The organism is Mesorhizobium ciceri WSM4083 (assembly GCF_000519305.1).
In the GTDB taxonomy this organism is placed as follows: Bacteria; Pseudomonadota; Alphaproteobacteria; order Rhizobiales; family Rhizobiaceae; genus Mesorhizobium; species Mesorhizobium ciceri_B.
Genome location: NZ_JAFG01000003.1, coordinates 575,392 through 596,927, shown reverse-complemented (window position 1 = coordinate 596,927; position 21,536 = coordinate 575,392). Strand labels below are relative to the sequence as shown.

Annotated in this window: 25 protein-coding genes and 1 pseudogene; 15 read left to right on the top strand and 11 right to left on the bottom strand. The window is 62.5% G+C overall.

Annotated elements, in window-relative coordinates:
• Positions 1 to 27: 27 nt before the first annotated feature.
• From MESCI2_RS0102975 to MESCI2_RS0102955, 5 genes are all read left to right on the top strand, one after another.
• Positions 28 to 933: a Ku protein gene (locus tag MESCI2_RS0102975; protein ID WP_027035250.1), complete on the top strand. Its 906-nt coding sequence runs from the start codon at positions 28 to 30 to the stop codon at positions 931 to 933.
• The gene (locus MESCI2_RS0102970; RefSeq protein ID WP_027035249.1) at positions 930 to 2,045 is read left to right on the top strand and encodes a tetratricopeptide repeat protein; all 1,116 of its coding nucleotides are present in this window, start codon (positions 930 to 932) and stop codon (positions 2,043 to 2,045) included. Before MESCI2_RS0102975 ends, MESCI2_RS0102970 begins: the two co-directional genes overlap by 4 nt.
• A 209-nt stretch (positions 2,046 to 2,254) precedes the next feature.
• Complete coding sequence (locus MESCI2_RS0102965) at positions 2,255 to 2,899, top strand: alpha/beta hydrolase family protein (RefSeq protein WP_027035248.1); 645 nt, start codon at positions 2,255 to 2,257, stop codon at positions 2,897 to 2,899.
• 4 nt (positions 2,900 to 2,903) lie between these two features.
• Positions 2,904 to 3,674 (top strand): exodeoxyribonuclease III, encoded by a 771-nt coding sequence (locus tag MESCI2_RS0102960; protein ID WP_027035247.1) that lies wholly within the window; start codon positions 2,904 to 2,906, stop codon positions 3,672 to 3,674.
• Between the two features lie 192 nt (positions 3,675 to 3,866).
• The gene (locus MESCI2_RS0102955; protein WP_027035246.1) at positions 3,867 to 5,063 is read left to right on the top strand and encodes a hypothetical protein; all 1,197 of its coding nucleotides are present in this window, start codon (positions 3,867 to 3,869) and stop codon (positions 5,061 to 5,063) included.
• 61 nt (positions 5,064 to 5,124) lie between these two features.
• Here the strand turns inward: MESCI2_RS0102955 and MESCI2_RS1000000136470 are convergent, their stop codons facing one another.
• Together MESCI2_RS1000000136470 and MESCI2_RS1000000137810 are read right to left on the bottom strand one after the other, a co-directional pair.
• On the bottom strand, positions 5,125 to 5,235 hold the full coding sequence (locus tag MESCI2_RS1000000136470; protein ID WP_081738576.1) for a hypothetical protein: 111 nt from the start codon (positions 5,233 to 5,235) through the stop codon (positions 5,125 to 5,127).
• 208 nt (positions 5,236 to 5,443) lie between these two features.
• Positions 5,444 to 5,545, bottom strand: a complete 102-nt coding sequence (locus MESCI2_RS1000000137810) for a putative RiPP precursor (RefSeq protein ID WP_155936564.1) — start codon at positions 5,543 to 5,545, stop codon at positions 5,444 to 5,446.
• Positions 5,546 to 5,642: 97 nt separating this feature from the next.
• On the opposite strand from MESCI2_RS1000000137810, the gene MESCI2_RS1000000138400 reads away from it, so the two are divergent.
• Complete coding sequence (locus MESCI2_RS1000000138400) at positions 5,643 to 5,876, top strand: WD40 repeat domain-containing protein (RefSeq protein WP_245270200.1); 234 nt, start codon at positions 5,643 to 5,645, stop codon at positions 5,874 to 5,876.
• Positions 5,877 to 5,918: 42 nt separating this feature from the next.
• Positions 5,919 to 6,470 (top strand): isochorismatase family protein, encoded by a 552-nt coding sequence (locus tag MESCI2_RS0102940; RefSeq protein ID WP_027035244.1) that lies wholly within the window; start codon positions 5,919 to 5,921, stop codon positions 6,468 to 6,470.
• A gap of 286 nt (positions 6,471 to 6,756) precedes the next feature.
• Here the strand turns inward: MESCI2_RS0102940 and MESCI2_RS0102935 are convergent, their stop codons facing one another.
• The 3 genes from MESCI2_RS0102935 to MESCI2_RS0102910 form a co-directional block, all read right to left on the bottom strand.
• Complete coding sequence (locus MESCI2_RS0102935; protein ID WP_027035243.1) at positions 6,757 to 6,969, bottom strand: hypothetical protein; 213 nt, start codon at positions 6,967 to 6,969, stop codon at positions 6,757 to 6,759.
• Between the two features lie 77 nt (positions 6,970 to 7,046).
• Positions 7,047 to 7,346 (bottom strand): DUF1236 domain-containing protein, encoded by a 300-nt coding sequence (locus MESCI2_RS0102930; protein WP_027035242.1) that lies wholly within the window; start codon positions 7,344 to 7,346, stop codon positions 7,047 to 7,049.
• A 1,806-nt stretch (positions 7,347 to 9,152) separates the two neighbouring features.
• A complete protein-coding gene (locus MESCI2_RS0102910) occupies positions 9,153 to 9,440 on the bottom strand; it encodes a hypothetical protein (protein ID WP_027035239.1) in 288 nt (95 codons plus the stop codon).
• Positions 9,441 to 9,766: 326 nt separating this feature from the next.
• Between MESCI2_RS0102910 and MESCI2_RS0102905 the strand changes: the two genes are divergently transcribed.
• Together MESCI2_RS0102905 and MESCI2_RS0102900 are read left to right on the top strand one after the other, a co-directional pair.
• Positions 9,767 to 9,985, top strand: a complete 219-nt coding sequence (locus MESCI2_RS0102905; protein ID WP_245270198.1) for an exopolysaccharide production repressor protein — start codon at positions 9,767 to 9,769, stop codon at positions 9,983 to 9,985.
• 626 nt (positions 9,986 to 10,611) lie between these two features.
• Positions 10,612 to 10,914 carry a DUF1236 domain-containing protein gene (locus MESCI2_RS0102900; protein WP_027035237.1) on the top strand — a complete coding sequence of 101 codons (303 nt, stop codon included), beginning with the start codon at positions 10,612 to 10,614 and terminating at the stop codon, positions 10,912 to 10,914.
• Positions 10,915 to 11,000: 86 nt separating this feature from the next.
• On the opposite strand, the gene yghU is transcribed toward MESCI2_RS0102900, so the two are convergent.
• Positions 11,001 to 11,867, bottom strand: coding sequence for a glutathione-dependent disulfide-bond oxidoreductase (gene yghU, locus MESCI2_RS0102895; RefSeq protein WP_027035236.1), 867 nt, complete (start codon positions 11,865 to 11,867; stop codon positions 11,001 to 11,003).
• 195 nt (positions 11,868 to 12,062) lie between these two features.
• Between yghU and MESCI2_RS0102890 the strand changes: the two genes are divergently transcribed.
• Both MESCI2_RS0102890 and MESCI2_RS0102885 read left to right on the top strand, forming a co-directional pair.
• Positions 12,063 to 12,968, top strand: coding sequence for a S1C family serine protease (locus MESCI2_RS0102890; protein WP_027035235.1), 906 nt, complete (start codon positions 12,063 to 12,065; stop codon positions 12,966 to 12,968).
• A gap of 16 nt (positions 12,969 to 12,984) precedes the next feature.
• A complete protein-coding gene (locus MESCI2_RS0102885; RefSeq protein WP_027035234.1) occupies positions 12,985 to 13,956 on the top strand; it encodes a LysR family transcriptional regulator in 972 nt (323 codons plus the stop codon).
• Positions 13,957 to 13,972: 16 nt separating this feature from the next.
• On the opposite strand, the gene MESCI2_RS0102880 is transcribed toward MESCI2_RS0102885, so the two are convergent.
• Both MESCI2_RS0102880 and MESCI2_RS0102875 read right to left on the bottom strand, forming a co-directional pair.
• Positions 13,973 to 14,701 carry an SDR family oxidoreductase gene (locus MESCI2_RS0102880; RefSeq protein ID WP_027035233.1) on the bottom strand — a complete coding sequence of 243 codons (729 nt, stop codon included), beginning with the start codon at positions 14,699 to 14,701 and terminating at the stop codon, positions 13,973 to 13,975.
• Positions 14,702 to 14,813: 112 nt separating this feature from the next.
• Positions 14,814 to 15,428: a hypothetical protein gene (locus MESCI2_RS0102875; RefSeq protein WP_032900296.1), complete on the bottom strand. Its 615-nt coding sequence runs from the start codon at positions 15,426 to 15,428 to the stop codon at positions 14,814 to 14,816.
• Positions 15,429 to 15,615: 187 nt separating this feature from the next.
• On the opposite strand from MESCI2_RS0102875, the gene MESCI2_RS0102870 reads away from it, so the two are divergent.
• Complete coding sequence (locus tag MESCI2_RS0102870) at positions 15,616 to 16,215, top strand: YdeI/OmpD-associated family protein (protein ID WP_027035231.1); 600 nt, start codon at positions 15,616 to 15,618, stop codon at positions 16,213 to 16,215.
• 305 nt (positions 16,216 to 16,520) lie between these two features.
• Here the strand turns inward: MESCI2_RS0102870 and MESCI2_RS0102865 are convergent, their stop codons facing one another.
• Complete coding sequence (locus tag MESCI2_RS0102865) at positions 16,521 to 16,832, bottom strand: hypothetical protein (protein WP_027035230.1); 312 nt, start codon at positions 16,830 to 16,832, stop codon at positions 16,521 to 16,523.
• 384 nt (positions 16,833 to 17,216) lie between these two features.
• Between MESCI2_RS0102865 and abc-f the strand changes: the two genes are divergently transcribed.
• Positions 17,217 to 18,839, top strand: coding sequence for a ribosomal protection-like ABC-F family protein (gene abc-f / locus MESCI2_RS0102855; RefSeq protein WP_027035229.1), 1,623 nt, complete (start codon positions 17,217 to 17,219; stop codon positions 18,837 to 18,839).
• 72 nt (positions 18,840 to 18,911) lie between these two features.
• Here abc-f and MESCI2_RS0102850 read toward each other — a convergent pair whose 3' ends face one another.
• Positions 18,912 to 19,352 carry a hypothetical protein gene (locus MESCI2_RS0102850; protein ID WP_027035228.1) on the bottom strand — a complete coding sequence of 147 codons (441 nt, stop codon included), beginning with the start codon at positions 19,350 to 19,352 and terminating at the stop codon, positions 18,912 to 18,914.
• Between the two features lie 259 nt (positions 19,353 to 19,611).
• On the opposite strand from MESCI2_RS0102850, the gene MESCI2_RS0102845 reads away from it, so the two are divergent.
• Positions 19,612 to 19,968, top strand: a complete 357-nt coding sequence (locus MESCI2_RS0102845) for a hypothetical protein (RefSeq protein WP_027035227.1) — start codon at positions 19,612 to 19,614, stop codon at positions 19,966 to 19,968.
• A 533-nt stretch (positions 19,969 to 20,501) separates the two neighbouring features.
• On the opposite strand, the gene MESCI2_RS0102840 is transcribed toward MESCI2_RS0102845, so the two are convergent.
• The gene (locus tag MESCI2_RS0102840) at positions 20,502 to 21,149 is read right to left on the bottom strand and encodes a hypothetical protein (protein WP_155936563.1); all 648 of its coding nucleotides are present in this window, start codon (positions 21,147 to 21,149) and stop codon (positions 20,502 to 20,504) included.
• A 258-nt stretch (positions 21,150 to 21,407) separates the two neighbouring features.
• Here MESCI2_RS0102840 and MESCI2_RS1000000137805 point away from each other — a divergent pair.
• Positions 21,408 to 21,518, top strand: a pseudogene (locus tag MESCI2_RS1000000137805) (ABC transporter permease); the annotation flags it as partial.
• Between the last annotated feature and the right edge of the window lie 18 nt (positions 21,519 to 21,536).

Here is a 21,536-nt window from a genome sequence, read left to right as displayed (position 1 = left end):
CAGTGCGTGGCCGCGTAGGAGTGTTTCATGGCGCCCAGGGCAAGTTGGAAAGGTTACCTCAAACTCAGCCTCGTGAGCTGTCCGGTGCGGCTATATCCCGCCACCAGCGCCAGCGAGCGCATCAGCTTCAACCAGCTGCACAAGAAGACCCATAACCGCATCAACATGAAGCCGGTCGACCCCGAACTAGGGCTCGTCGAGCGTGCTGATCTGGTCAAGGGCTACGAATACGAGGACAAGCAGTACATCATCATCGATGATGCCGACCTCGACGCGGTGCGCATCGAATCCAACCATACGATGAACATCGAGGCCTTCGTCGACGAGGACGAGGTCGATGTCATCTATCAGGATGCGCCCTACTACATGGCGCCTGACGGCGCGATGGCGGAGGAGACCTTCGCCGTGCTGCGCGAAGCGATGCGCAAATCCGGCAAGCTGGCGATCGCACGCCTGGTGCTGTCCAGTCGTGAGCGCGTGGTGACGATCGGCGCGCGCGAGAACGGCATGTTCGTGTGCACGTTGAGGAACCCGAACGAAGTGCGCGGGACGGCTGAATATTTCGGCAACATCCCGGCCGGCAAGCCCGACGCGGAAATGCTGCAGCTCGCCGAAGCGCTGATCAAGCAGAAGGAAACCACCTTCGATCCGAAGAACTATGAGGACCGCTACGAGGCGGCACTCATGACGATGATCCGCGAGAAGCTGAAAGGCCACAAGCCGATCATCGCGGCGGCACCGGAGCGCGGCAATGTCATCAACCTGATGGATGCGCTGAAGGCCAGCCTGTCGCAATCGAAGCCGCCGGCCAAATCGAAAAGCAAGGCCGACGAGGTTGCCAAGCCCGCCGCGAAGAAGGCGGCAACGGGTGGTGCTGCTGAAAATCCGTTGAAGGCCAATCTGCTGAAGGCGGTCGGCAAGAGCAAGAAATGACGGCACCGACCGGCGCTGTTTTCGGCACGATAGGCGCGCTGGCGGCCTTTCCGCTCAGGCTGGCTGCGCGGGAAGTGGAACGCCGGCACGGCCAGCTGCGGCGCGGCATCACCAGGCGCACCACGCATGTCGTGTTCGGCCGGACACTGTTGGCCAGGGCAGGCCTCGTCAAAAACGGCGATGCCGGGATCGAGCGCCGTGTCGCCGCCGAGCGCGCGGCCGGGCGAACGCTGATCAGCGAGAACGGATTCCTGCGCCTTCTCGGACTGATGAAGGCGCCGGAGGCGCCTTCGCTGTCGCGGCAATCGCTGATCGAGCAATCGCGGCTATCTGGCGCCGACCTCGATCTTTTGTCGCTATTCGATGCGTTCGAGCATGACGTTGAACCCTATTCCTTCCGCGACATGATCCTGGCGCGCAAATATGCAGGGCTCATCGCCGGTGGTGCGACCTGGGGGGCGATCGCGCGCTCCGTCCACCGTTCCGGCCCGGTGGCGTCGCTGACCGCCAAGTCGCTCAACGTCGGCTCGCAGCATGGACGCGCCGATGCGATCTATCTCGAGGGCGGCCAGAGCGAACTCGACGGGCAGTTGCTGTTCGATCTCGGAACAGCCGGGGCAGAGGGTGACGACACGCTGGAGGAGCTGTTTGCCGAGGCGGAAGCGGCGGAGGAGCAGGGCGACCATGATGGGGCCGCCGCGCTCTACCAGCGCTGTCTCGCCATCGATCCGAGTGATGCGATCGCCGCCTTCAACCGCGCCAACTGCCTGCGCGCCGGCGGCCATGCGGCGGACGCCGCGCACGACTATATCAATGCGATAAAGCTGGACCCGGCCTTCGTCGAGGCGTGGTTCAACCTCGCCGGGCTGATGAGCGAGCAAGGTCGCGAAGCCTCGGCGCGCCGGCACCTGCAGAAAGCGATCGCGCTCGACAAGAGCTATGCCGATCCGGTGTTCAACCTCGCCAGACTGGAATTCGACACTGGCAATCTGCCGGAGGCGCGGCGCCTGTGGGTGCGCTATCTCGAACTCGACGCGGATTCGGAATGGTCGCGGGTGGCGGCCAAGGGCGTGCAATTCGTGGATTTGCAACTGGCGCGGACGGCGGGGTGAGGGATGCTGGCGCATGAACACCCCCCTCTGGCCTGCCGGCCATCTCCCCCGCAAGGGGGGAGATCGGCAGCTTGGGCGTCCCGCTCCTTCTTGCAAAGTGGGAGATTGGCGAAAGCGGCTGAGCGCGCAATCTCCCCCCTTGCGGGGGAGATGGCCGGCAGGCCAGAGGGGGGTGTGACGGAACTCGACCTCTCCAGCGAGACCGCCCCATGACCACCTTCCTCTTCGACGGCGACGACACCGCCCCCATCACCATCCTGCTCGCCCACGGCGCCGGCGCGTCGATGGATTCCCCCTCGATGAACGCCACCGCCAAGGCGCTGGCCGAAGCCGGTTTCCAGGTCGCCCGCTTCGAGTTCCACTATATGGCTGCCCGCCGCTATGGCCACCGCAAGCCGCCGCCGCGGGCCGAGACGGTCAACCCGGAATATATCAAGGCGATAGCCGACCTCAGGGCGAAGGGCGTGACCGGCCCGCTCGTCATCGGCGGCAAATCGATGGGCGGGCGCGTCGCCTCGATGGTCGCCGACGAGATGTTTGCCAAGGGCGAGATTTCAGGCCTGCTGTGCCTCGGCTATCCCTTTCATCCACCAGCCAAGCCTGAGCAACTACGCACCAAACACCTCGCCGATCTGAAGACGCCAACGCTGATCTTCCAGGGCACGCGCGACGAGTTCGGCACCAGGGACGAGGTGGCTGGGTATGGGCTGTCGGACAGTATCGAAATTGTCTGGCTTGAGGATGGCGATCATGATCTCAAGCCGCGCAAGAGCATCTCGGGCTTCTCCGCCGCCGACCATCTGAAGACGCTGGCCGAGGCGGTGAAGGCCTGGTCGGGTCGGATCGCTTCCTGAAGCGATGAAGATCGCCTCCTTCAACATCAACAATATCAACAGCCGGCTTGAAAACCTGCTGGCATGGCTGGCTGTGGCAAAGCCCGATGTCGTGTGCGTGCAGGAGCTGAAGGCACGCGATATGCAGTTTCCGCGCTCGGCATTGGCGGCGGCCGGCTATGGCGCGGTGTGGAAGGGCGAGCCGACGTGGAACGGTGTTGCCATCCTGGCGCGGGGTTCGGAACCGGTGCTAACCCGCGATGCCTTGCCCGGCGACGATGCCGACAGGCAGAGCCGCTATATCGAGGCGGCGGTGAATGGCATTGTCATCGCTTGCCTCTATGCGCCGAACGGCAATCCTCAGCCCGGCCCGAAATTCGCCTACAAGCTCGCCTGGCACGCGCGGCTGGAGGCACATGCCGAACAGTTGCTCGACACCGGCCTGCCGGTGGTGCTGGCCGGCGACTACAACATCGTGCCCGAGCCGCGCGATATCTACGCCACCCGCTCCTATGACGACAACGCGCTGGTGCAGCCGGAAAGCCGGGCGTCGTTCCAGCGCCTGCTCGACCAGGGTTGGGTTGATGCCCTGCGCAAGAAGCATCCGAAGGAAACGCTTTACACATTCTGGGACTATCGCCGCAACCGCTGGCCGCGCGATGCGGGCCTCCGGCTCGATCACATCCTGCTGTCGAAGAAACCGGCACGTCGCCTGACCGCCGCCGGCATCGACCGCGACATGCGCGGCGAGGACGGCGCCAGCGACCATGCGCCGGTGTGGGTGGAATTGAAGTAAGGCGACTGCCTTCATACGTCGCACTTGAACGGATCCATGCAACGCGCTTTAAGTCTTTCGTCTTGATACATATCGCTGTCCCAAATCCGGGTTCGCTTTTAGCCGACATGCAATAACCTGTCGGCAAAGTATTCCAACGCAGCCGGATCGCCCATGAACGCAATCCCCACGACATTTGTGAATCGAGGCTCCATGCCTGACTTGGGCGCTGTCGAGATACTGTCCGCCGCCATTGTGGTGCTTGCGGCTGCTGTCGTGTCCTGGCTGCTGTGGCGGAAGCGCAGCCGTCGCAAGGGACGGCGGCAGACCAATCCGGCTGCCGACTATGCCGTCCGTACCGATTGGAACGCCCGCGGGGGCATGCTCAATTACTCGTCCTTCGTCTATTTCGATGTCGATCGCGACGGCAAATACGGCGCCGGAGACCGGCCGATGGCCGGGATCATGGTGCGGCTGTATGACGAGGCCGGCAAGCTCGCCGCGTCCGCGCGCACCAACAATGCCGGCTTTGCCAATTTTCCCATGTCGGTGAAAAGCAGAAAGGCCGTGATCCGCAAGCCGGGCAACTGGCGCTTTGTGGTTTCGGTACCGCCCGGCTGGCAGGCGAAAAGCGAAAATGACATTCAGTCCCGACACTTCCTGCCGTTGCCGGGTTCGCCGGCCGGGATGGTATCGCAGGAGATGCTGCTGCCGGTCGGCCTGGCACCGCCGCGCCGCGTCAGCGGGCGCGTTGCCGGCGATGGCCCCGCGACCCTCTCCGTGTCGGGGAATGGGCATGTCCTGGAGACGCGGGCACTGGCGCCGGGTGCCGTCTTCAGCTTCGACCTGGCTGAAGAAGCCGACACGGTCAGCGTCAGTGTTGGCGGCTTGGAGCGACGGCTGGCGCTATCGCCCTACTCGGCGGATCTCGGCCTGCTGTCGCCGCAACGCGCCGGCATCGCCACTGATGCCGCTCTTGAAACGATCGGTTTCGACGATGTGACGTCGCGCCCCTTCAGGAAAATTCCGGCCGGTCATGCCGGATTGGCGTGGCGCAACCTGAATGCGATGGCGCGCGACTACACCAAGGACAGCCAGGGCTATGTCAATGGCAATGTCTCCGGTGACTATGTGCTCTACACCAGCAGCGGGCTGCCGGCCGAATTCAGCCGCGAACGGCCGTTCGGCTTTCACTCGGTCATGCTGAGTGCCGCCTGGCTGGCGTCGGAAGGGGAGGTGGCGCTGATCGAAAGCTGGCTTGGCGAGCAACTGATCTCAAGCGATCAGATCACGCTGTCGGCGCTGACGCCGCTGCACTACGCCCCGATGCTCAAAGCTGTAACGCGTGTTCGCCTGTCGACAAAACACTATTGGCAAATGGTGCTGGACGATTTGGTCCTGACGCGCTGAGATTTGGTCATGCCAAAGCGAAGCGAAATTTCGCCCCGCTTCAATCAGGTTGCGTTTACGGTCAGGCCGGCGCGGCGCCGTTTGAAATAATAATAGAGGCGCCGTTTGACGCTGTGACCGCCGACAGACGGCCCTTTTTCAAGAACGATGGCTTAACATAAATCTTCTTCATTTTCAGACTCTCCTAAAATCCCCGCTTGATGATGCCATACTGCGGCCATCTGTCAACCATGCGAGCTGAAAGCAACAAACCTGCAATAAATCCAGCAATGAGCGACAGGGGACCAGGGCCCCTATTCTTTGTTTCGGGCTATTTGGAAAACCATTGCACCTGGAGGTTGCTCTCCAGCGGCGGCGCGATCCGCCAGAGATGCGCCGGATTAAAGCGTGACGCTGCTCGGGCCGTTTGCCGTGACGGCTGAAAGCTTGCCCTTCTTGACGAAGGTCGGCTTCGCGTAGGTCTTTGCGTAGGTCTTTTTCATCGTATTCTCTCCTGAATCCCTACGGCGATGATGGCAGATGCGCGACATGTGTCAACCAAGCCGGGCGCCGATAGCGGGCTTCTGGCGATACGGCGCCGTGTCACCGCCAAGGGACCGCCTGGCCTGCGGCTCGCTCGACGGCACTGCGCGGCTGTGGGGCATGGACACCGGCAATCAGATCGCGCTGTTCGACAGCCAGACCGGCTCGATCTATGCGGTGGCCTTCGCCGCCGTCGGCACGGTGCTGACCGGCGGCAACGACCGCACCATCCGCGACAGCCCGCCCATGGGCGGCGACGCCGTGGTGCTGTTTGCCGGCGCGCCGGAATGAGCGAAATCTTGATCACCTTGTCCGCCCTGCTATGTAAAGCCCATGCCAGCACCCAGCCTCCCAGATAACGCGCCGCTCATCGTCGTCGATCTCCAGACCGGTATGTTCGACGGCGTGCACGAACCGCCGATCCATGATGCGCCTGATATTGTCGAGCGCACCAAGGCGGTGATCGACTGGGCGCGGCGCGGCGGGCGCAAGGTCGCCTTTATCAGGCATGACGGACCCGAAGGCGATCCGCTGGCGCCGGGTGAGCCGGGCTGGCCGGTGTGGCCCGCCCTTGGCCAGGCGGCGGACGAGCCGACCTTTGCCAAATCCGTGCGCGATGCTTTCAGCAATCCTGCCTTCGGCGACTGGGTTGCCGGGCAGGGTGCGGGTGCTGTCGTGCTCTTGGGTGCACAGACCGACTTTTGCGTGGCCGCGACGGTCAAGGGCGCGATCGCCAGAGGGTTCGGCGTGACCGTGGTGTCCGATGCGCACAGCACGCTGGACAATGCCAGCGAGAGTGCCGAGCAGGTCATCATCAGGCACAATGGCGAATTCGCCGAGGCCGGAGTCAATCTGGTGACCACAAAGGCGCTTGTCGGCGGCTGAAGCCCGAACGTCGCCGCGGGCCGCATTATCAGGCAGGCCAGGGATGACAGCGCCAGGCGGCTGCCGTGGTCGACGCGGACGGGGGGGCGCATTGTTGGGATGGCTCGGGCGCCCGCGTCAACCAGGGCGGCTCGTACCGCCGCATTAGCAACATTGCACATTGCAGGCCGCTCGAAACTTCCGCGAAAGCGGAATAGGCCGGAGCAAAAGTGCGGATTCGGCTGAGACTTTCGGCGCGCTTTCCCGATCCGGGAATCAAAAAGTCTGCTGGTTGTCGGCATGCCCCTCAAGGCGTCCGCCGCTCCTGCACCGGATCGGCGAGGAACGACGCCGCGATCAGGTCGTCGGCATCAATCCGACCATGACGATCTTCCATGATGGCCGCGACCTTTTGAAAGGTTTTCATTTCGGCATCCGTCACCCGCGCATTGCGCAGCCTGGCTTGGAGATCGACCAGGCGAACGCCCAAAGCAGGGGACGTCACAGCTTTGCTTGTCATCGTCACTCGTCCTGATTGGAAACCGACATGTGCAACCCGCCGCCTTGGCTGGCGGCGGGTTTGGGACAATTCGAAATTCAGTCGTAGACCTTGATGATCTTGCGGGTGCCCGGATCCACCAGGACGGTGCGGTTGTCGACCACCACGTAGCGGTATTTGACATCGGGGATTTCATGAAGCTCGACCGTGTCCGGCAACGCGCTACCAATATTCAGTTCCACACCGGGAACCTTGACCGAAGCGAGGGGCTGCTTCTTCACATACTCGCGGATGACCGTGTCCTGTTCAGGCTGAATGATAACGTCCTGAGCGGCAACGGCGCCGACTCCGGCCAACAGCAATAGCGCCGCTGCGGCGCCCGTTAGGTGCATTTTCATACCGTTTCTCCTTGCGAGTCAGCATGACAAGATCGTCCGCCGCTGACGGCAACTGAACTTGAGCCAAATGAAATTGTTCCTCGGCTGGGGCTTCGGTCGGATGAGACGTGCGACTTAAGTCTGGTCCGCGAGCGCATTGGTCTTACCGACGGGAACGGCTCTCTGTGCACGGCTGTTTGTCTCCCGGAATTCGGAGAGACAGATGGGACAAAAGTGTTGGCCAAGCGCGCTGGTTGCTCGCACCGATTTTCGCGACAGCCGTCACCTTTCTGGTGATGGGGATAGTCCTCGGCTGACATCTCGTCGATCGGCGCAGCAACGTCCCTTCCTGCGCTGATAGGATTCGCAAGCCGCTTCGGCGGCTGGCGAATCCTCTATCTTCACCATGCGCCGACCTGCTCCTTCGGCAGGCAAGCGCGATGTTCAGCTTATGCAACGTTGGGAGGTTACTATGGATCGGCGATCCTTCTTGACAGCGATGTTTGGTATTGCCGGGGCAGCGGCCCTTGCAGGGGCAATTCGCCCGATCGAGGCAGCGGCCGGTGTTCCAGGCGCCGGAAACGGCATTCTCGATGAAATTGAGGCAGAGGCCTTCGACGACGAAGGTGCACATGCGGAGGTGCAGCCGGTCGACCATCGACGCTGGGACCGGGATCGGGACTGGGATCGGGATCGGGGCTGGCGCCGGCGCCGGCACGGGCGGCGTTGGAGACGGGTCTGCCGCAGTTACTGGCGGCATGGTCGCCGTCGCGTCCGGTGCTATCGCAGACGTGGCCCTTCGGTCGTCCTTCGATTTTAGCAGCTAGCCTGCACGTCCTAGCGATTTGATCAGTGGGATCGGCTCGGCGTCAGCATTTCATGCTGCTGCCGAGCCGAAGGCTGTTGCGAAGGCTCAAGCTGTACATGGCAAGGCGGCGCGAAAATGAATCCGCGCCGGACAGAGGCGAAGACGGCAAGATAGGGTTCCGCCCGCCGACGCCCGAGGCAAGGACATAAAATGGCCCGGCAGCCAGGTGCAAAGGGAGGCACGCCGGGCCAGCCGACTTCTGGCGGTCGCCGGCCATCTTTATATTAGATATATCTAATGTTAATGCAAGCGAACCAAAACTTCTCCGATGGACAAAACACCGTCCGAAGCCGTCCGCTCCGCTGCTGCTATCACCAGCACGCCGCCGCTACGCAGGCACGGCATCGCGGTTCTTCCTAGACGAAGCCTGGAGGACCCGCGCGGCCGCAATATCGCTATCGCCCAGCAGTCGCTCGTTCAGTCTGCCGTCTTGCTATCGGCCGCGTGTATCGACCGCGCGGGGGGCGAAGACAGGGCACGTTGATCCGCGGGCTGTTCACTGAAATAGAGCGAACTGCCGAGAATGAGGAACACGATGCCCACCGCCGTCAATCCAACCATGAGCACGGCGATCGCCGTGCCTGGGCCATAGCCTGTCTTGATTATGGTGGATCGGTGGGGCATCGCGCTGTTCTCCAGGCATGGCACCCGGCGATGCCGAGTCTTCGCGACAACGACAAGCGAGGCCCGATGTTCCCTCGTTGGAAGCTTCAATCGGTCACGTCGGGCTTTTGCTTTTTCCTGTAGGACCAAGGTCTTATCCGTCGTGCGCAAAAGTCCAAGGGGCCTTGTTCAGTTCCGATAATGTCCCTTGGATGTTCCGCTATTTTAGGTAAATCTGATATAATGCCTGGGCGGAAAACTTAGCCGGCCAAGCACATTTGCCCGCGAACCGGGCATGGAAAATGTGGCTTTGGCAAGCTCAACAACAGGCAGTCATGTCTCGGGCGACGAATGGCTCACGTCTCGTCGAAGCGGCCCTCGCGGGTCTGATCGCGCGTGATTGCGGCTTCTTCCTCATCATCGGGTAGGGCGTCGTCACTGTCCTGGTACGCGTTATCGTCGTCCTCGTCGGGCAGATCGCCGTCTTTTTCGATGCCGTAACGCATGTCGCCGTTTTCCGGCACGGACTCTGGCAGGATCTGGCCGCCCTTAATCGCATCCCAATCCTGCTGCTCGATGGTCGGCCCATCCGCCTGCGGTGCGTCATCTTCGATGTCGGCGCCTGGTTTGTTGCGCGGTGCCATGGTGGCCTCCTTTCTTGAAAAAACTGGAGGCGAAACTCGGCGTGTCGGCGTTTGTTCCCGTGCACGAAGTGCAACGAGCGGGCGTGCTTCTGGATTGTCGACGGCTGGCGCGTCCGCCCAGCCCCGCCGGCGCGCCTCGGATCGCCATTGTTGCCAATGGAGAGCGCGCAATGGAGAGCGCGTAGGGGCGACCGGCCGATTACTTGCGAAGTTGCTAAAATAATGAAATGTTATTCGCGGGAAATGGGAATGAAGCAGGGACTGGTTGGAGCCGGCACGGCTTCGAAGGTTTGGGAACCATGTATTTTGGACAGTTTCTCGTAGGAATGTCAGCCACGGCCATCATCGTCGCGGCCTGGACCTATATGGCCACCGGCTCCTTCTGGGAGGCATTTGCCTGGACGATAGCGACGCTGCTTGTCCTGCAGGTCGGCTACTTCGTGCTGATCGTGAGGCTGATCTTCAGGCGCGCACACGATTTCGTGCCGAGCCAGGATCCGGTAGACGCCTTCCCGCCGTTAAATCGCGACGGCGTCCAGTTTTGAAACCGGGTAACCGGGACCGACCAGGAATGTAGTTTCCATGCCAGACCGTCCACTCGCGCGCGTGCGCCATGGCAAACTCGGCGAACGTCGCCACCAGAACGATCACGACCGACGGCGAGGTGTTAGGTCACTGAGGCACGGCGCCGGCCGAGCATATCCCTGCTGGAGATTCGGCACAGCCATCATGGGAACATGATCCATGCGCGACCGGCCTCGCATCGTGCTCAGGCCACCAGGCTTGGAACAAGTGCTGATGCTTCGCGTTCTCTGGCAGTACCGATGAGGTTGCCACCTCCATCGATACTGTCATGGCTCGCTCTGCGCCCGGCGGGGCGAGCCTTTTTCGTGCTCCCATCGTCCAGATAGAGGGACGCGAGGCTGATTTGACGCGGCGACAACAGGTGCTTCGCCAATCCGGCTGCAGAAGGAATTTTTCGTCTTCTAATGTCCGTACATATTTGCGCAAGTTTTCAAGCATTTCCGCGCTGTCTGCCGCATGTTTGATCAGCAAAAAATTAGTATCCGGGCCGCAACCGTAACATCTTCAATTCTGAAGTTCGATGGAACCGCATGGCAGCGGCGGAGTTTTTATGAAGGGCGGAATCAATTGTCACTAGGAGACGGTCATGAAACTTTATCTTACAAGCGCGGCGGCCGCAGTCGTCCTGATGGGCGGCATTGGGGCGGCGCTGGCGGAGAGCGTCGTCGTCGTCCAGCCGGAGCAGGAGACGGTCGTTCGCGAATACATCAAGAGGGAACCGCTTGCCTCGGTCAACCTCCTGGGGGTCGAACTCAAGCTCGGCTCCTCGGTGCCGGACACTGTCGAACTGCGTGAGGTGCCCGACGTCAAATACCGCGTCGCCGTGATCAACGACCAGACGGTCCTCGTCGATCCGGAGACCCGCCAGATCGTCGAAGTGCTGCACTAAGGGGTTCCCGCAGCACTGGATTTTGGGAAAAACCCGCCCCGACGTCGCGTCGGTGGCGGGTTTCCTTTGCCGCGATCCGCGATGGCCTATTCGGCCGCCAGCCGGTCCTGCGTCTTGGTCTCGAAATCGCCGGCGTCGTGGCGTTCATGCAGCTGCATGGCAGGCTCGCCGAAAGCGCGGTTAACCATGCGGCCGCGCTTGACCGCCGGGCGGGCGTCGATCGCATTCGCCCAACGCTGCACATGCTTGTACTCCTGCACCGACAGGAACTCGGCGGAATCATTGTACATGCGGCCGAGTGCCAGCCCGCCATACCAGGGCCACACGGCCATGTCGGCGATGGAATAGTCCTTGCCGCCGAGATATTCAGTCTCGGCCAGCCGGCGGTCGAGCACATCCATCTGGCGTTTCACCTCCATCGAGAAGCGATCGATGGCGTATTCGAATTTTTCCGGCGCATAGGCGTAGAAATGACCGAAGCCGCCGCCCAGATACGGCGCCGAGCCCATCTGCCAGAACAGCCAGGACAGCACCTCGGCGCGGGCCGGCTGTTCGGTCGGAAGGAATTCGCCGAATTTTTCGGCGAGATAGACCAGGATCGAACCGGATTCGAAGATGCGCACCGGCGTCTTGCCGCTGCGGTCCATCAGGGCCGGGATCTTGGAGTTGGGATTGACCTCGACGAAGCCGCTGCCGAACTGGTCGCCATCGTTGATCCGGATCAGCCAGGCATCGTATTCGGCGCCCTTGTGGCCGCGCGCCAGAAGCTCTTCCAGCATGACTGTGACCTTGACGCCGTTCGGCGTCGCCAGCGAATAGAGCTGCAACGGATGCTTGCCGACGGGCAGTTCCTTGTCATGCGTCGGCCCGGCGATTGGCCGGTTGATGCTGGCAAAGGCTCCGCCGCTCGGCTTGTTCCAGGTCCATACTTTCGGCGGTGTGTAGTCGGTCATTTCGTGGCCTCGTGTCGGGGAAGGATGGCAGGTCGCCATAAACTAGGGCTGCGGATGTGTAAGTTCAACTTGCGTTGAACTATTATCGATGCCCGCAGCGCCAACATCGGCAATTGGGCTCTTCCTCACCCTTGCGCCTTCTCCTGCGTGGCATACCTATAGAAGATGTCACCAAAGCCCATCCAGGACAAAAGCATGACCATCAACCCCAATCCTCGCTCGGTCGTTGCCGTGCGGGCCACTGTCCCTGAAGATGCCTTTACGGCGAGCGCGCTTGGCACACTCAGGGAAGGCAGCGGCGTCGTCATTCGCAACGATGGGCTGGTGCTGACCATCGGCTATCTCATCACGGAGGCGGAAGAAGTCTGGCTGACCAGCCATGACGGCCGCGTCATCCCCGCGCATGCGCTGGCCTATGACCAGGAATCGGGCTTCGGCTTGGTGCAGGCGCTGGCGCCGCTCGGCCTGCCGGCGGTGGCGCTGGGCGATGCCGGAAAGGCGAGGATCGGCGATGCCGTGGTGCTGGCCGACGGCATCGGCCAGTCGGTGCAGGCCAGGATCGTGACCAAGCAGGAATTCGCCGGCTATTGGGAGTATCTGCTCGACGAGGCGATCTTCATTGCGCCCGCGCACCCGTCCTGGGGCGGCGCCGGGCTGTTCGGCGCCGACGGCTCGCTGCTCGGCATCGGTTCGCTGCGCCTGCAGATGAGCCGCAACGGCGAGGTTGCCGACATCAACATGGTGGTGCCGATCGATCTGTTGCCGCCCATTCTCGACGATCTCCTGACGCGCGGCCAGGTGGCCAAGCCACCGCGCCCGTGGCTCGGCGCCCTGTCGGCCGAAAGCGACGGCAGAGTGGTGGTGATGAGCGTGACCGAAGGCGGTCCGGCGGCCAAGGCCGGCCTGCGCCAGGGCGACATCATCTCGGACATCCGCGACGGCGCGGTCGATGGGTTGGCCGATTTCTATCGCAAGCTGTGGGAGAGCGGCTCGGCGGGGGCCGAGATTCCGATGCGGGTACTGCGCGACGGCCGCGAAACCTGGCTGCGCGTCAAATCGGCCGACCGCGGCAGTTTTCTGAAAAAGCCGCAGCTGCAGTAGGCGCGTCAACCACGCGATGCATCCAAGGCTGCTCAAAACCTTCCTGGCGGTGGCGCGGAGCCGCAACATCACGCGCGCCGCGGGAGTGGTCCACCTCGCGCAATCGAGCGTCAGCGACCAGATCCAGGCACTCGAAACGGAGCTTGGCGCGGCCCTGTTCACACGCGCGAAGTCAGGCCTTGAGCTGACGCCGGCCGGGCTGGCGCTGAAGCCGATCGCCGAGGAGCTGTTGCGGCTCGATGGCGAGGCGCGCGCGGCCGTGCAGGCGGCGGCAAGTCAGACAAGCGGGCAGGTGACGATCGGCGCACTGGAGACGATTGCCTCGGCACGGCTGGCGCCCTGGCTACCTGGATTCCAGGCCGGTCATTCCGACATCATTGTGCGGATGAAGGTGGCGGGCAGCGGCGCGCTGCTGCGCCAGCTGGAGGAAGGCGACATCGATGTCGCCTTCTGTTTCGACCGCCGTGACTTCGCGAAGGACGCGTCCGATGAACGCTTCGCCAGGCGCACGATAGCAGCCGAACCGCTGGTGCTGATCGCGGCTCCGGGGCGGGGCAGCACCGGGCATGACCTGGCCGCCCTTGCCACGCTCTCCTTCGTGGCAACGGAGCCCGGATGCATCTACCGGCATATGTTCGACACGGCCTTTGCCGAGGCGGGCGTTGCCGCACCCATGCTTGCCGCCGAGGTCGGTAGCATCGGCGCCATTGCGCGGCTGGTGGCGGCCGGCGCGGGGCCCGCCCTCGTTCCACGCCTTGCCGTCACCGATGCGCTGGCGCGTGGTGAAATCGTCGAACTGCCGTGGCCCGGTCCGATGCGAACCGCGCCGCTGACGATGATCTGGCGGCGCCGGCGCGTCCAGCCGCCGGTGCTTAAGCAATTGCTCACTGCCGCGCGCGACACGCTGGTGCCGGTTCCTTCCGCCAGGGCTGGTTCAGGACTTGAATCGGCGAACCGTTCCAAGGTCTTGTTTGCCAACAGCTTCTGACGCAGGCAGCGGCGGTTTAGATCAGGCGGTGGCCGCCTTCGACATGCAGCGTCGATCCCGTGGTAAAGCCATTGCCGATCAGGAAGGCGATGGCGTCGGCGATGTCATCGGGCTGGCCGATCCGCCCGACCGGCAGCCGCTCGGCCATCGCGGCCAGGGTCGCGTCCTTCCGGTCGCCGGCAACCTGCGCCCAGATCGTGGTGTCGACCCAGCCGGGTGACACGGCATTGACGCGGAGCGGCGCGAGCTCCACGGCCAGCGCACGCACCAGCCCTTCGAGCGCCGCATTGACTGACGCAACGACCGAGCCGCGCGCGGCTGGCCGGTAGGCGGCGATGCCGGAAACGAAGGTCAACGAACCGGTCGCCGGCAGCCGTGGAGCACCGTGCTTGGCGAGCAGCAGCGGGCCATAGAGCTTGCTCTCGACCACCTTTTGCGCCGCCTTCAAGTCAAGCGCCGGCAGCAGCTGGTAGGCGCCTTCGATGTCGGCGGCGGTGCTGACGATGTGATTGACGTCGCCGATCCCCGCGAACAGAGCCGCGACCTGGTCTTCGCGCGTGACGTCGACGACGGCCGTTTCCAGCCCGGCGGGATTGCCAAGCGCCTCGCGTGCCTGCCGCAACCGGTTCTCGCCGCGCCCGGCGATGATCACCTCGGCCCCAGCCTCACTGCAGCGCCGGGCCAGCGCCAGACCCATGCCGGAGCCGCCACCGACGATCAGGATTTTCTGATTTGAAATGCTCATTTCGCTCTGCCTTTGCTTGGATGGACAAGGGCAGGGAAATGGCAGTTCGGTGCGGCAAGTGAAAACGGAAGAACCCGATAGCACTATCGGAAATGCCGATGATGCAGGGCGATCAGTTGCCGCAAGCGGTGAAGGCAGCGCCCGGGTTCCAGTCCTTGAAGGCGATGATCTGGCCTTCGACCAAGACGGTCTTGTGCTTGGTGCTGCCGTCCGGCTGCTTTTCGCTGCTGGTGCCTTTGCCGGTCAGCACATTGTACTCGCAGGCGCTTTCGGCATTCTCCTTCAAATAGTCATCATGGTTATAGGCGAAGCCGGCGACGATGAAGGCACCGTTGCGCCAGGCGATGGTTAGCGTCATGTCGGTCCGTTCGCTGCCGACCGGCATCGCTGGCAGGTAGAATTTGATCGAACCGTTGGGCAGCATCGTCAGTTCCGGCTCGGTGTCGGAATTCTCGTAGCCCGGCCGGTCGTAGCCGTTCCATTCCCCGTGGATCTGCTCGTGCACGATCTCGACGGGCTTGAGGTAATTGTGCTCCTTGTCCCTGAGGAAGAAGTGGACGTCCATCGGCTGGCCGGGCTCGGTCTCCACCACCATGGCGAGATCGACGGCGCCGTCGCCGTTGAAGTCGCCGGTCACAGCCGTGACGATTTTCCGGGTTTCGATCGGCTCCGCAAGGGCGAGGCTCGGCAACAGCAAAGATAGAAAAGCGAGCAGCAGAGATTTCATGGTGGCATATTCCCCCAGACTGACACCTTGCGGTCCTATAGCATGGCGGTGGAATATCGCGCGCCCTCTCTTCTCCCCGACGAAGTCGCGCGGCGATGCAACGACGATGGGCACAATGCGGGAGCAAGACGACAGTGGGAGCAGGAACTATGGTGGCGCGAGCGGCACTGAACAAGCAGGCCGGCTAATGGCGCCGGTCAAGGTTGATCCCGACAAGGTGCACGAGTTTCCGGATGCGGGCAGCTTCTACGCGTGGCTCGGCAAGCACCACGCTACGGAAACCGAAGTGTGGATCAAGATTCACAAGGTGGGGTCGGGACTGAAGTCGATCACGCCGAAGCAAGCCATCGACGTGGTGCTGTGCTTCGGCTGGATCGACGCGGTGCGCAAGGGGTTGGACGACAAGAGTTTCCTGCAGCGCTACACGCCGCGCGGCAGGAAGAGCATCTGGAGCCTGATCAACATCGACAATGTGGCGAGGCTGGTCGCGGAGGGCCGCATGACCGAGCATGGGCTGAAACAGGTCGAGGCGGCGAAGGCGGACGGGCGCTGGGCGCGCGCCTATGGCAGCGGCAAGGAGATGAAGATCCCCGACGACCTGCAGGCTGCCATAGACGCCGAACCCGCTGCGAAGGCGATGCTGGCAAAGCTCAGTGCCCAGAACCGTTTCGCGCTCGCCTTCCGCACCCACAACATGAAGACCGAGGCCGGGCGCAAGAAGAAGATCGAGACGTTCGTGGCAATGCTGAAGCGCGGCGAGACGATCCATCCGCAAGGCAGGAAGTAAGCCGCTCAGACTCTTTCTGCGGCGAGGGGCATGCGTTTCGCATGCGGCCCGCCACCCGATTCCTGGGGCAGATTGCGATCGGCACTCAGCGTCGCATGAAGTGCTTCAGTATCTGAATCGCCGAATTGTTATAAGCATCTGTTTTTATGCGGATTTGGCAGGTGTCTGTCGCGCATTTCCTCCGGCATTGCGTAGCCAAGAAAAGCCGCCCTCGCTTTTGCGAGTGGCGGCCTTTTCCCGGGAGGAAGTCAGGAAGGAGGGGCGATCAAGCAGCCTTGGCGTGCTTGATGGTTCAAAGGCAGATACTATTGGTTCAGGTCGACCGGCGTCACTCCAAGGAGTTTCAGGGCATTGGCATAGGTCCGGATGCCTTGCGCCTGCTTGCGCTCGGCACAAAACCGGTTCGCCTTGTCCTGGAGCGCGGTTGCCTCGGCGATCTCGCCTGCACTGGCACCGGGTTTGGCTTTGGTCTGGATGGCTCCGTCGAGTTGAAGACCGAGCCGGCTGCAATATTCGCTCCGGGTGACCGCTGCTTCCGCCCCCGACTGTGCGACCGCCAGCATGGCGAGCGAAATGCCTGTCAGGGCACCGATCCATCCGGTCGAAAGTCGTTGCATGTTTGGACCATTTCTTCGCGTTGTGCAGCAGCCCGCTTGACCGCCGCGAGGGTGGTTATGACAGGCGATGTTTTCGCGAGTTTTTCCCGGATGTTGATTCTTGTTTCTGGAGTGTTTCTGGCGGGGTTTTCCCTTCTCCCCCTGTGGGAGAAGGTGGCCTCGCGAAGCGAGGTCGGATGAGGGGTGTTCCAGGGAACACCAACGTCTCATTCCGCTGGAACACCCCTCATCCGTCTCGGCGCTGACGCGCCGATCCACCTTCCCCCACAAGGGGGGAAGGAGAGCGTTCCGCCGCTGCGGCGCTTGCGCCTCTTCCTTTGCGGCCATCCTTCGCGTAAGGCGCCGGGCAAATCCTTTCACGCAAGCATATTCCCCGGACACCGCATGATCAGACTTGAAAGCATCAGCAAGCAGAACGGCCGTCAGCTTGTCTTCATCGAGGCGTCGGCGTCGCTGCAGAAGGGCGAGAAGGTCGGCCTCGTCGGGCCGAACGGCGCCGGCAAGACGACGCTGTTTCGCATGATCACCGGCCAGGAGCAGCCCGACGAAGGCCAGGTGCAGGTCGATCGCGGCATCACCATCGGCTATTTCAGCCAGGATGTCGGCGACATGGAAGGCCACAGCGCTGTCGCCGAAGTGATGAACGGCGCCGGGCCTGTCAGCGAAGTCGCGGCCGAAATGGCAGCGCTCGAGGCGGCCATGGCCGATCCCGAGCAGGCCGACCGGATGGACGCGATCATTGAAAAATATGGCGAGGCGCAGCACCGCTTCGAGGAACTCGACGGTTATGCGCTGGATGGCCGCGCCCGCGAAGTGCTGGACGGTCTCGGCTTTTCGCAGGAGATGATGGACGGCGATGTCGGAAAGCTGTCCGGCGGCTGGAAGATGCGCGTGGCGCTGGCCCGCATCCTGCTGATGCGGCCCGACGCCATGTTGCTCGATGAGCCATCGAACCATCTCGACCTGGAGAGCCTGATCTGGCTGGAGTCCTTCCTGAAAAACTATGACGGCGCGCTGCTGATGACCTCGCACGACCGCGAGTTCATGAACCGCATCGTCAACAAGGTGGTCGAGATCGACGCCGGTTCGCTGACCGCTTATTCCGGAAACTACGAATTCTACCAGCAGCAACGGGCGATCGCCGACAAGCAGCAGCAGGCACAGTTCGAGCGCCAGCAGGCGATGCTGGCCAAGGAGATCGCCTTCATCGAGCGCTTCAAGGCGCGCGCCTCACACGCCGCCCAGGTGCAGAGCCGGGTGAAGAAGCTGGACAAGATCGACCGCGTCGAGCCGCCGAAGCGCCGCCAGACCGTGTCCTTCGATTTCCTGCCGGCGCCGCGCTGCGGCGAGGATGTCGTGACGCTGAAGAACGTCCACAAGGGCTATGGCAGCCGCTCCATCTATGAAGGGCTCGACTTCCAGGTGCGCCGCCGCGAGCGCTGGTGCATCATGGGCGTCAACGGCGCCGGCAAGTCGACGCTGTTGAAGCTGGTCGCCGGCGCTTCCGAGCCCGACACCGGCACGGTCGCGCGGGGCCCAAGCGTCAAGATGGGTTATTTCGCCCAGCACGCCATGGAAGTGCTGGAAGGCGAGCGCACCGTGTTTCAGACACTGGAGGACGCGTTCCCCCAGGCCGGCCAGGCGCCGCTCAGGGCACTTGCCGGCTGCTTCGGCTTTTCCGGCGACGAGATCGAGAAGAAGTGCCGCGTGCTGTCAGGCGGGGAGAAGGCGCGGCTGGTGATGGCGCTGATGCTGTTCGACCCGCCCAACCTTCTGGTGCTGGACGAGCCGACCAACCATCTCGACATCGCCACCAAGGAGATGCTGATCACCGCACTGTCGCAGTACGAGGGCACAATGCTGTTCGTCTCGCACGACCGGCATTTCCTGGCAGCACTTTCCAACCGCGTGCTGGAACTGACGCCCGAGGGCATCCACACCTATGGCGGCGGCTATACGGAATATGTCGAGCGGACGGGGCAGGAAGCGCCGGGGCTACGGAGCTAGGTAAATGATAAGGGCGGCGTCGGCTCGAAGCCGGCACCGCCCTATGAATATGGTCCGGCTGGAATGACGGCCTTACTCGAACGAGATGGCCATGCCGCTGAGGTCGGCGTTGACCTGCAGGCCGACTTGCTTGCCCGTGAGTTCGAGTTGGGCGCCCTTGTCATTGGTCATGACGATCACCTGGGCTCCCTTGCCGATCGTGCCGCCGCCGCCGGCTGCTCCGTAGACCCCGGTCACGTCGCGGGCGCGGCGGATATGGCGAACCGTGCCGCGAAAATATGTCTTGGACACGCCGAAAGCCAGGCCTCCGGACACGGCGCCGATCGAGATCGGGTAGCTCTTGCCACGGAAGGTGAAGGTGCCCTTGCCGCCGGAGCCGCCGACGAAAAACGCCGCCTTGTAGACGGCGAAGCGGATCGTGCCGCTGTCGGCATGCGCGGCGCTGGCAAAGCCGATGCTCGCGGTGGCGATGGCGGCAACCGCGATGGAACGAAATCCGGATGAAATCTTCATGGTGAGAACTCCTCAATGGCGCCGCTTTGCCGGCCGGGATGTCTGGGTGGGATCAAAGTTACAACTGAACAGTCTCGCCCGTGATTTGGTTCCAGGCCCCGTGACTTGGTTTCAGGTATGGGTTCGAATCCGGCTGCGGGAAGGCCCGGGGAGAGGGCGAGGGGTTGCGGAGGGTGGGGAAGGCGCCTGGCCGCAGCTATCGCCTTGTGGGAAGAACAGGTCTATGCAGACTCCTCACAAAGCTTAGGAGAGGCTTCGGATGAGAATCGCAATCTGCCTCGCATTGACCGCGGCAGTGGCTGGGTGCGCGACCTCCCCGGTCGACTATGAGGCGTCGCTTTCGCAGCAGGACCAGAAATGGGCTTCGCCGGCATGCCAGCAGGCACGCAGGGCGGCTTCCGATTACCAGGCTCGCGAGAAGGAGCATCCGGGATGGGGTTTCGGCGTCTTGCTTGGTCCATACTCGATGGGGCTCGTCGCAGCCATCAAGGAGAATGAGCAGAAGCAACGAAAGCTGTTCGCCCGCGAGGTGCACCTGCAATGCTCAAGCCTGCCGCTGCCGAAGGAACTGCAGGGCGATTTGAACCCCGGGGTGCCGCCGACGAAGTATCCATAGGCTTGCGGCGCCTTTCGGCAGAAGGCGCCGGGGCTGCGAGGCGAGTGATGGAAAGCCGCCGTTGGCGCGCACCAGCCCCGAGGCCGTTGAAGCGCGGCTGCAAAGTATCGGCGACGACCCGAAGCTCTAACGTATCGCGCAGCAGCTGGCCAAGAACGATAGTCTCTCGGTCAAGAGCAACCTGCGCTACGTCGACAGGATCGTCAAAGGCATCGAGAGTTGCTTCAACAAGGTTGATGGCGACCTTCTGGTCAAGAATGACCAAGGCCGGTACCAGCTTGGCGATTTCTCGATCTCGTTCAAGGGCCAGGCGATGCTGACCTCCAAGGGATATATTTGGAGCGTTCATGGGCTGAGGCGCCTCGGGGCGAGCGTCAACTCGGCGGGGAGTCTCCGGTGCTGACGCACCCTGCAAGTGCCCGGGGGCAAGGTGGCTTGTTCGGGCTGATCGTGCTGGAGGAAAGGTAGGGGGGGACTGGCTGCTTGAAGGCCCGGCCAAAGCCGAGCCCAATTCGCAGACAAGTAGCCACTCGTCAGCCCTCGATCGTAATGCGAATGGCATCCTTGCTCACGCCAAATTGCGCGGCCAATCCGGCCTTGGCTTGGTCAAGTGTCAATTTGAAAGGCGCAGTCGCGTCAGCGCCACCAGCGCCGCCATCTTTCCAAACGACGTCTACCGTGGAAATAACTTCACCGTGTTTTCCGAGACTTCCTCCTGCCATGCTGTGAACGCCCTCGTCCTTTGCATCGTCCAACGGAATCCATTGCTGCCCTGTTTTCCCCGAGGCGGCGAACACCTTCTTTGCAGCGTCCGCGATCACGGAAGCCTTGAACCGATAGACTTCGATAGCGTCGCGCACTTTCGGGTCTTTGAAGGCGACAACGAAAATTTCGTCGACCTCGGTCAATTCCCCGCCTGCAGCCAGTGCTGACGATGTAGCGGCGATCCAACGATCAGCGCTAGCGCGGAACCCGATCTTCACCGCCTTGCCATCGCGCTTGGCATGGTAGGCTCTGCCGCGGTCGAGACCTAGAGCCGCGCCAACCATATAGCCGTTGGCCTCTATGACTGTCTTTCCAAGTTCACGCATTCGGTTGCGCAACTCGCGCCGATTAGCCTGCCTGTTAGCTTTTGTTTCTCCCGCTGCGGGCTTAAGAGTTGAAGGAAAGCTTGCAGTCATGGCTAGTCTCCGTCGAGGTCATTGCGCACATATATATGCTCACTTTAACTTGCAATGTCAACTTATAAGTGAACATAAACTTATATAAGCACCAGCCGACTCGAGTGCGTGCAACCGCATCGCAAGACCTGCCTTGACCGGTGCAGAGATCACGTATCGCGAGGGGCCGCCACGGACGCGACCGCATGCTCGCACCGATCAGCAGCCTGCCTTGGACCTTGGGTCTCGGTATCGAATCCAATATGGTCCTACTATGCACGGCTCACGCGCTTGTCCGGCGTGCAATACTGGCAAATCATAGCAGCGCTCTACGTCTCCAGCATGCTCGCTGGCATCACCAGCCTGCTCCATATCGGCCTGATCAAGGCCTATCATGACTAGAACTCT

What these genes read in the sequence shown, in the direction of transcription:
- MESCI2_RS0102875 (WP_032900296.1), bottom strand. Translation starts at nt 15,428, where the DNA reads ATGAAATCTCTGCTGCTCGCTTTTCTATCTTTGCTGTTGCCGAGCCTC.
- MESCI2_RS0102965 (WP_027035248.1), top strand. Translation starts at nt 2,255, where the DNA reads ATGACCACCTTCCTCTTCGACGGCGACGACACCGCCCCCATCACCATC.
- MESCI2_RS0102955 (WP_027035246.1), top strand. Translation starts at nt 3,867, where the DNA reads ATGCCTGACTTGGGCGCTGTCGAGATACTGTCCGCCGCCATTGTGGTG.
- MESCI2_RS0102870 (WP_027035231.1), top strand. Translation starts at nt 15,616, where the DNA reads ATGGCGCCGGTCAAGGTTGATCCCGACAAGGTGCACGAGTTTCCGGAT.
- MESCI2_RS0102930 (WP_027035242.1), bottom strand. Translation starts at nt 7,346, where the DNA reads ATGAAAATGCACCTAACGGGCGCCGCAGCGGCGCTATTGCTGTTGGCC.
- MESCI2_RS0102940 (WP_027035244.1), top strand. Translation starts at nt 5,919, where the DNA reads ATGCCAGCACCCAGCCTCCCAGATAACGCGCCGCTCATCGTCGTCGAT.
- MESCI2_RS1000000136470 (WP_081738576.1), bottom strand. Translation starts at nt 5,235, where the DNA reads ATGAAGAAGATTTATGTTAAGCCATCGTTCTTGAAAAAGGGCCGTCTG.
- MESCI2_RS0102885 (WP_027035234.1), top strand. Translation starts at nt 12,985, where the DNA reads ATGCATCCAAGGCTGCTCAAAACCTTCCTGGCGGTGGCGCGGAGCCGC.
- MESCI2_RS0102840 (WP_155936563.1), bottom strand. Translation starts at nt 21,149, where the DNA reads ATGACTGCAAGCTTTCCTTCAACTCTTAAGCCCGCAGCGGGAGAAACA.
- MESCI2_RS0102975 (WP_027035250.1), top strand. Translation starts at nt 28, where the DNA reads ATGGCGCCCAGGGCAAGTTGGAAAGGTTACCTCAAACTCAGCCTCGTG.
- MESCI2_RS0102850 (WP_027035228.1), bottom strand. Translation starts at nt 19,352, where the DNA reads ATGAAGATTTCATCCGGATTTCGTTCCATCGCGGTTGCCGCCATCGCC.
- MESCI2_RS0102905 (WP_245270198.1), top strand. Translation starts at nt 9,767, where the DNA reads ATGTCAGCCACGGCCATCATCGTCGCGGCCTGGACCTATATGGCCACC.
- MESCI2_RS0102960 (WP_027035247.1), top strand. Translation starts at nt 2,904, where the DNA reads ATGAAGATCGCCTCCTTCAACATCAACAATATCAACAGCCGGCTTGAA.
- yghU (WP_027035236.1), bottom strand. Translation starts at nt 11,867, where the DNA reads ATGACCGACTACACACCGCCGAAAGTATGGACCTGGAACAAGCCGAGC.
- abc-f (WP_027035229.1), top strand. Translation starts at nt 17,217, where the DNA reads ATGATCAGACTTGAAAGCATCAGCAAGCAGAACGGCCGTCAGCTTGTC.
- MESCI2_RS0102845 (WP_027035227.1), top strand. Translation starts at nt 19,612, where the DNA reads ATGAGAATCGCAATCTGCCTCGCATTGACCGCGGCAGTGGCTGGGTGC.
- MESCI2_RS0102890 (WP_027035235.1), top strand. Translation starts at nt 12,063, where the DNA reads ATGACCATCAACCCCAATCCTCGCTCGGTCGTTGCCGTGCGGGCCACT.
- MESCI2_RS0102880 (WP_027035233.1), bottom strand. Translation starts at nt 14,701, where the DNA reads ATGAGCATTTCAAATCAGAAAATCCTGATCGTCGGTGGCGGCTCCGGC.
- MESCI2_RS1000000137810 (WP_155936564.1), bottom strand. Translation starts at nt 5,545, where the DNA reads ATGAAAAAGACCTACGCAAAGACCTACGCGAAGCCGACCTTCGTCAAG.
- MESCI2_RS0102970 (WP_027035249.1), top strand. Translation starts at nt 930, where the DNA reads ATGACGGCACCGACCGGCGCTGTTTTCGGCACGATAGGCGCGCTGGCG.
- MESCI2_RS0102935 (WP_027035243.1), bottom strand. Translation starts at nt 6,969, where the DNA reads ATGACAAGCAAAGCTGTGACGTCCCCTGCTTTGGGCGTTCGCCTGGTC.
- MESCI2_RS0102900 (WP_027035237.1), top strand. Translation starts at nt 10,612, where the DNA reads ATGAAACTTTATCTTACAAGCGCGGCGGCCGCAGTCGTCCTGATGGGC.
- MESCI2_RS0102865 (WP_027035230.1), bottom strand. Translation starts at nt 16,832, where the DNA reads ATGCAACGACTTTCGACCGGATGGATCGGTGCCCTGACAGGCATTTCG.
- MESCI2_RS0102910 (WP_027035239.1), bottom strand. Translation starts at nt 9,440, where the DNA reads ATGGCACCGCGCAACAAACCAGGCGCCGACATCGAAGATGACGCACCG.